Raw genomic sequence first — 6,514 nt, forward strand, 5'->3', positions numbered from 1 at the left:
GCGAAATCTCGGTGATATGTGCCGATTTTACCGGGGTGAAGTGCGCAAATCGCCCACGGTGTGGAGTGCGTCACAAGAGCGAAACCCGCGCGAGACGCGTCCGAATTACGGCGATTCCCGTTGTTGAAATCTTAGTGTTTACGTCCCCGGAAAGCGGGCAGAAGAATATGGGAAGCTGTGCTGAGAAATGCGCGAGAATTGACTCGGAAAAGAAAAGAAGGCGCCACCCCATTGAAGGGGCGGCGCCTTACTTTGTGAAGTCGCGGGACTACAGGGGCTGCACCCAGGCCGCCGCGACGGCCCTGCGCGCGCCCTCCAGGTCCACCGGCGCGCCGGACCCCTCCATCTCGGCGAGCGCACCGCCGAGCGCCGCGAGCGAGGACTGCACGACGCCCCGGGTGGCCTGCGGGCCGTAGTGGTTGACGCGGATCATCTCCTTGGCGAGCGCCCCGCCGCCGGCCACCAGTGGCAGCACCGGGTCCACCGCCAGCGCCCGCGCGACCAGCTCCGAGGCGTCGATCCCCGCCGGGGCACGCAGCGTCGTCGCCACCGGCGCCGCGTCCCGCGCCTCGTACACGTACGGCTCGATGCCGCCGCCCAGCGCGAGCGCACCCGCCCGCGTGGCCGCGGCAGCGCCGGCGTGACGGGCCGTCAAAGCGTCGAGGCCCTCCGCGTCGATGCGCTCGACGCACGCCTCCAGAGCGAGCATCTCCAGCTGCGCCGGAGCGTGCAGCAGCGCCTTGCGCCCGCCGTCGATCCAGCGGTGCTTCCAGTCGAGCAGCGACAGGTACGAGTGGCGCGGCGCCTGCGGGTTGGACTCCATCCGCTCCCACGCCCGCGCGCTGACGGACACCGCGGAGACGCCCGCCGGGCCGCCCATGGCCTTCTGCGCGCCGATCACGCACAGGTCCACGCCCCACGCGTCGGGCAGGACCGGCTCGGCGGCGATCGACGCCACCGCGTCCAGGTAGAACAGCGCGCCGTGCTCCCGCACCACCTCGCCGATCTCGGCGACCGGGTTCGTGTTGCCGGTCGCGGCCTCCGCGTGCACGAGCGAGACGAAGTCGGTCTCGGGGTGCTCGGCGAGCGCGTCGCGCACCTGCTCGGCCGTCACGGCCGTGTGGAAGGGGACCGCCAGGTCGTACACCGTCGCGCCGCTGTCCCGCAGCCAGTCGCCGAAGGTCTGGCCGTAGGGGCCCGTGATGATGTTCAGGGCCACGGTGCCGGGGCGCGCGGTGCCACGGATCGCGCCTTCGAGGGGCAGCAGCGCCTCGCCCTGCATGATCACGACGTCCTGCGAGGTGTCGAGCAGCCCGGCCACGCGCCGCTCGATGGAGGCGAAGTGCTCGGCGCTCAGGGGGGCCAGGTCAAGAAAAGGGTGGGTCACGATCGTGCTCTCTTCGCTCTCTTCGCTCACGTCGCCCGTGATCTTCGTTCACGAGTTCGTACGGCGGGCTGCCGTTCCGAGCGTACCCACCGGCCTCATAGGCTTCCGACATGAGTGAGCGCACGGTGCTGCACGTGAAGGGGCGGGTCCTCGTCGGACCCGACGACGTCAGGGACGAGCTGTGGGTCGTCGACGGGCGGGTGACGTACGACCGGCCGGCCGGGCCCGGCCTCGACATCACCACCGTCGACGGGTGGGCCATGCCCGGACTCGTCGACGCGCACTGCCATGTCGGCCTGGACACGCACGGCCCGGTGCCCGCCGACGTAGCCGAGAAGCAGGCCCTCACCGACCGCGAGGCCGGCACGCTCCTGATCCGCGACGCGGGCTCCCCCTCGGACACCCGCTGGATCGACGACCGCGAGGACCTGCCCAGGATCATCCGGGCCGGGCGGCACATCGCCCGCACCCGCCGCTACATCCGCAACTACGCGCACGAGATCGAGCCGCCCGAGCTGGTGGCCTACGTGGCGCGGGAGGCGAAGCGCGGCGACGGCTGGGTGAAGCTGGTCGGCGACTGGATCGACCGGGACGCGGGCGACCTGACCGCGTGCTGGCCCCGCGAGGAGGTCGAGGCCGCCATCGCTCAGGCGCACCGGCTCGGCGCGCGCGTCACCGCCCACTGCTTCGCCGAGGACTCGCTGCGCGACCTCGTCGAGGCGGGCATCGACTGCATCGAGCACGCGACGGGCCTCACCGAGGACACCATCCCGCTGTTCGCCGAGCGCGGCGTCGCGATCGTCCCGACCCTCGTCAACATCGCCACGTTCCCGCAGATCGCGGCGGCCGGCGAGACCAAGTTCCCCCGCTGGTCGGCCCATCTGAACCGCCTGTACGAGCGCCGCTACGACACGGTGCGCGCAGCGTACGACGCCGGGGTGCCCGTCTACGTCGGCACCGACGCCGGCGGTTCGCTCGCGCACGGCCTGGTGGCCGGGGAGGTCGCCGAACTGGTCAAGGCCGGACTCCCGGCCGTGGACGCGCTCTCCGCGACGGCGTGGGGCGCCCGCGCCTGGCTCGGCCGGCCCGGCCTCGAGGAGGGCGCCTCGGCCGACCTCGTGGTCTACGAATCGGACCCCCGCGCCGACGTACGGGTCCTGGCCTCGCCCCGGCGCGTGGTGTTGCGCGGCCGCATCGTGGGCTGAACCGGCCGCGGAGGACGCGGGTTGACGGAACGTGACGCCGACGCCCGCCCGCTCGTTGCACACCACTCGTGCGCGCCCGCGCGGCCGACCGGCGCGTTCGGCAAGCGCCGGTCGACCGGGTGACAACAGTGGGGTAACAGGGAACAACCGAGCCCAAAGATTCGAAGACCAGCTCGGAAACCTCACTTTGGAGTGAACTGACGTCAGGTTGCTGCCCGTTCACTCTCAGTGCGTAAAGATTCCCTGCATCGAGGCCGACGGCGCGCCCCAGCGATGTCCCCCATGGCGGGGCGGGGCCGACGGCTCCATTTCTCTCGTGGGGGTCCCATCAGCATGCCCAGCACCACCTTCCGTACGCCCGGACGCCGCCTCGCCGCGTCGGCCGCCGCCACGGCCCTGGCAGTCGCCCCGGCGCTGCTCGCCACCGCGGGCACCGCGCACGCGACGGGCGGCCACGGCGGCAGGTCGAGCGCCGTCGTCCTGCGCACCGGCCTGGATGTCTCCCTGCTCAACAAGACCGTGAACGTCCCGCTCACGGCCACGCTCAACGAGGTGCAGGCCCCCGCCAGTGCCGAGAAGACCGCCCTCACCGTGAAGCTGGACGGCGTCGACCGCGGGCGGCCGTTCAACGTCCTGCGGGCGGACGTGGCGACCGCGAAGGCCACCGTCGACGACCACAAGGCGGAGGGTTACAGCAACCTCGCCCACGCCAAGGTCCACATCCCGGGCCTGCCGCTGCTCTCGCTCATCGAGGTCGGCCAGGTCACGTCGAAGGCGGTCTGCGAGACGGGCAAGCGCCCCGTCGCCGAGTCGAACGTCCTGGGCGCGGTCACGGTCCTCGGCAAGAAGGTGACCCTGTCGGCGGGCGGCACCACGGAGGTGAAGGTCCCGGGCGTGGGCGAGGTCCGGCTGGACCTCTCGAAGACGCACACCACATCCCGTACGGCTGCCGCCTCGGCGCTCGAACTGAAGGTGTCCGTCAACCCGCTCAAGCTGAACGTGGCGGAGGTGGAGGGCACGGTGACCCTCGCCGGCGCGACCTGCGAGACGCCCGAGGCGGCGCCCTCGCAGAAGCCCCCGGCCAAGTCGGCCGACGACGTGAAGCCCCAGGGCGGCGCCGCCGAGCCGATCGCCAAGCCCGCCGCCAAGGCGGACCTCGCGGAGACCGGGGGGAACTCGATGACGCCGTACATCGCGGGCGGTGCCATCGTGCTGCTGGTTGCCGGTGGCGGAGCCGTCGCCGTCGCGCGGCGCGGGCGCTCCTGACCCGAGGGCCCGAGGGGGGACCGGAGGGGAGCTGAGGGGCGGGAGTTGGGGACTCCCGCCCCTCGGCGTGCCCCGTCAGGTGCTCGTCAGCGCCTGGTCGAGCGCCTGGAGGAACCGGCCCGTCGTCGCCCTGTCCCGCACCGCGAGACGCAGCCACTCCGTGCCGAGGCCCGGGAACGTGTCGCCTCTGCGCACCGCGAAACCCCGCTCCCGCAGCCGCGCGCGCAGCGCCGCCGCACCGGGGACCCGTACGAGTACGAACGGACCCTCCGCAGGGCCCGCCACCGACACGCCCTCCGCCGCGAACTCCGCGAGCCCCGCCATCAGATGGGCCCGGTCGGCCGCGATCCGGTGCGCCGCGTGCGCCGCCTCCGCGAGGGCGCGCGGCGACACACACGCCTCGGCCGCGGCCAGCGCCGGCGTGGACACCGGCCACAGCGGCTGCGCCCGCTCCAGCTCCGCGATCGTGTCCGGCTCCGCCAGCACGTAGCCGATCCGCAGCCCCGCCAGCCCCCACGTCTTCGTCAGGCTGCGCAGCACCACGAGCCCCGGCACGTCGCTCCGGCCCGCGAGGGCCTCCCGCTCGCCGGGGACCGCGTCCATGAATGCCTCGTCCACCACCAACACCCGCCCGGGACGGGCCAGTTCAGCGATGAGCGCGGCCGGGTGCAGGACCGACGTCGGGTTCGTCGGATTGCCGATCACCACCAGGTCCGCGTCCTCGGGCACGGCCGCCGGGTCGAGCCGGAAGCCGTCCTCCTCGCGCAGCAGCACCCGGTCCACGGCATGCCCCGCGTCCCGCAGCGCCGCCTCCGGCTCCGTGAACTGCGGGTGCACGACCACCGGGTGACGGACCTTCAGGGCGCGGGCGAGCAGCACGAACGCCTCAGCCGCCCCCGCCGTGAGCAGCACCCGCTCCACGGGAAGCCCGTGGCGGCGGGCCACCGCCTCGCGGGCCGCCCGCCCGTCCGGATACGCGGCGAGCCCGCCGAGCGAGTCCGCGATGTGCTCGCGCAGCCACACCGGGGGAGTGTCCGCGCGGACGTTCACCGCGAGATCCGTGAGGTCCGCGCCCGTGCCGCGGACCTCCGCGTCACCGTGGTGGCGCAGATCGTGACCGTCGTCAGTGCGCATGCGAGTGGGAGTGCCCGTGACCGTGCGCGTGGCCGTGGCCGGGGTGGTCGCCGTCGTCGTCCGGGTGGAAGTGCGGCTGCTGCGGAAGCCCCACCTTGTCCTCGAAGCCCGGCAGCGCGATCCGGTACACGCAGGTGTCGCAGTTCATCCGCAGATCGCCGCGGACGGCCTCCTCGTACCGCTCCATGACCAGGTCGATCAGCTCCGGCTCCGGACCGATCACGTCGGCGGAGAGCACCTCGACGTCCGGGTGGGCCGACGCCCAGCCCTCCGTCTGCTGCCGCACCCGGTCCGGCAGGATCCCCGTGAACAGGAAGTACGGCAGGACGACGACGCGCCGCGCGCCGAGCTTCACACACCGGTCGAGGCCCGACGGCACGTCCGGCGCGGCCAGCGACACGAACGCCGTCTCCACGCCCGCGTAACCGCGCCCCTCCCACAGGAGCCGCGCCGCCTTGTGCACCTCGGCGTTGGCGTCCGGGTCCGTCGAGCCGCGGCCCACCAGCAGGACCGTCACATCGGCCCGGTCCTCCGGCGTGCGCGCCCCGCCGCCCAGCGCCTCGTCGAGACGCCGCTCAAGCACCTGGAGCAGCGACGGGTGCGGACCCAGCGGACGCCCGTACGTGTAGGAGATCCCCGGGTGCCGCTCCTTCTCACGGGCGAGCGCCGCCGGGATGTCGCCCTTGGCGTGCCCCGCCGACACCAGCATCAGCGGCACCGCCGCGAACCGGCGCACCCCGCGCTCCACGAGCTCGCCCACCGCCTCCGTCAGCGGCGGCGGCGACAGCTCGATGAAGCCGCCCGCCACGGGCAGGTCGGGACGGCGGCGGCCGAGCTCCCTGACGAAGTCGCGGAAGGCCTCGGCACCGGCCTCGTCGCGGGTGCCGTGTCCGGCGATGAGCAGAGCGGGAGGGGTGGTCACGAGGACTCCTTATGGGTGGTGCTGGTGGTGTTGTCGGGAGCGGCGGCGGCCGGCTGCTGCCAGCGGTAGCCGCGCGGGGTGACCATGCGGCCCGCGATCCGCCGCGTGGCCGTGTTGCCGACGGTGACGACGGTCATCATGTCGACCCAGGCCGGGTCCAGTTCGCCGAGCGTGGTCAGCCGGCTCGACTCGTCGACGCGGGACGCGTTGCGCACCACGCCCACGGGCGTGCCCGGCTCGCGGTGCCCGGCGAGGATGCCGAGGGCCTTCGGCAGCTGCCAGTCGCGGCCCCGGCTGCGCGGGTTGTAGAACGTGACCACGATGTCCGCCTCGGCCGCCGCACGCACCCGGCGCTCGATGACCTCCCACGGTGTGTGCAGGTCGGACAGGCTGATCGAGACATGGTCGTGGCCGAGCGGCGCGCCCAGGATCGCGGCCGCCGCGAGCGCGGCCGTCACGCCCGGTACGCCCACCACGTCGATGTCGTCGGACGCCTCGGCGAGCGCGGGCGACGCCATCGCGTACACGCCCGCGTCCCCGCTGCCGATCAGTGCGACGGCCTGCCCCTTGCGGGCCTCGGCGACCGCCGTGCGGGCCCGC

Annotated in this window: 6 protein-coding genes; 2 read left to right on the top strand and 4 right to left on the bottom strand. The window is 73.3% G+C overall.

What is annotated here, in order from left to right:
• Window positions 1-268: 268 nt before the first annotated feature.
• Window positions 269-1,387 carry a pyridoxal-phosphate-dependent aminotransferase family protein gene (locus CG723_RS07650; protein ID WP_100592617.1) on the bottom strand — a complete coding sequence of 373 codons (1,119 nt, stop codon included), beginning with the start codon at window positions 1,385-1,387 and terminating at the stop codon, window positions 269-271.
• A gap of 110 nt (window positions 1,388-1,497) precedes the next feature.
• Between CG723_RS07650 and CG723_RS07655 the strand changes: the two genes are divergently transcribed.
• Window positions 1,498-2,592, top strand: a complete 1,095-nt coding sequence (locus tag CG723_RS07655) for an amidohydrolase family protein (protein WP_100592469.1) — start codon at window positions 1,498-1,500, stop codon at window positions 2,590-2,592.
• A gap of 333 nt (window positions 2,593-2,925) precedes the next feature.
• Window positions 2,926-3,858: an SCO1860 family LAETG-anchored protein gene (locus tag CG723_RS07660; RefSeq protein WP_100592470.1), complete on the top strand. Its 933-nt coding sequence runs from the start codon at window positions 2,926-2,928 to the stop codon at window positions 3,856-3,858.
• A gap of 75 nt (window positions 3,859-3,933) precedes the next feature.
• On the opposite strand, the gene cobC is transcribed toward CG723_RS07660, so the two are convergent.
• From cobC to CG723_RS47355, 3 genes are all read right to left on the bottom strand, one after another.
• Window positions 3,934-4,992 (bottom strand): Rv2231c family pyridoxal phosphate-dependent protein CobC, encoded by a 1,059-nt coding sequence (gene cobC / locus CG723_RS07665; protein WP_100592471.1) that lies wholly within the window; start codon window positions 4,990-4,992, stop codon window positions 3,934-3,936.
• On the bottom strand, window positions 4,982-5,914 hold the full coding sequence (locus CG723_RS07670) for a sirohydrochlorin chelatase (RefSeq protein ID WP_100592472.1): 933 nt from the start codon (window positions 5,912-5,914) through the stop codon (window positions 4,982-4,984). The genes cobC and CG723_RS07670 overlap by 11 nt, the downstream gene beginning before the upstream one ends.
• Window positions 5,911-6,514: precorrin-3B C(17)-methyltransferase (locus CG723_RS47355; protein WP_234374180.1), on the bottom strand; the 604-nt coding region annotated here is incomplete at its 5' end. The genes CG723_RS47355 and CG723_RS07670, both read right to left, overlap by 4 nt.

The sequence above is a fragment of the Streptomyces sp. CB01635 genome (assembly GCF_002803065.1).
GTDB lineage: Bacteria > Actinomycetota > Actinomycetes > Streptomycetales > Streptomycetaceae > Streptomyces.

What these genes read in the sequence shown, in the direction of transcription:
- CG723_RS07655 (WP_100592469.1), top strand. Translation starts at nt 1,498, where the DNA reads ATGAGTGAGCGCACGGTGCTGCACGTGAAGGGGCGGGTCCTCGTCGGA.
- CG723_RS07660 (WP_100592470.1), top strand. Translation starts at nt 2,926, where the DNA reads ATGCCCAGCACCACCTTCCGTACGCCCGGACGCCGCCTCGCCGCGTCG.
- cobC (WP_100592471.1), bottom strand. Translation starts at nt 4,992, where the DNA reads ATGCGCACTGACGACGGTCACGATCTGCGCCACCACGGTGACGCGGAG.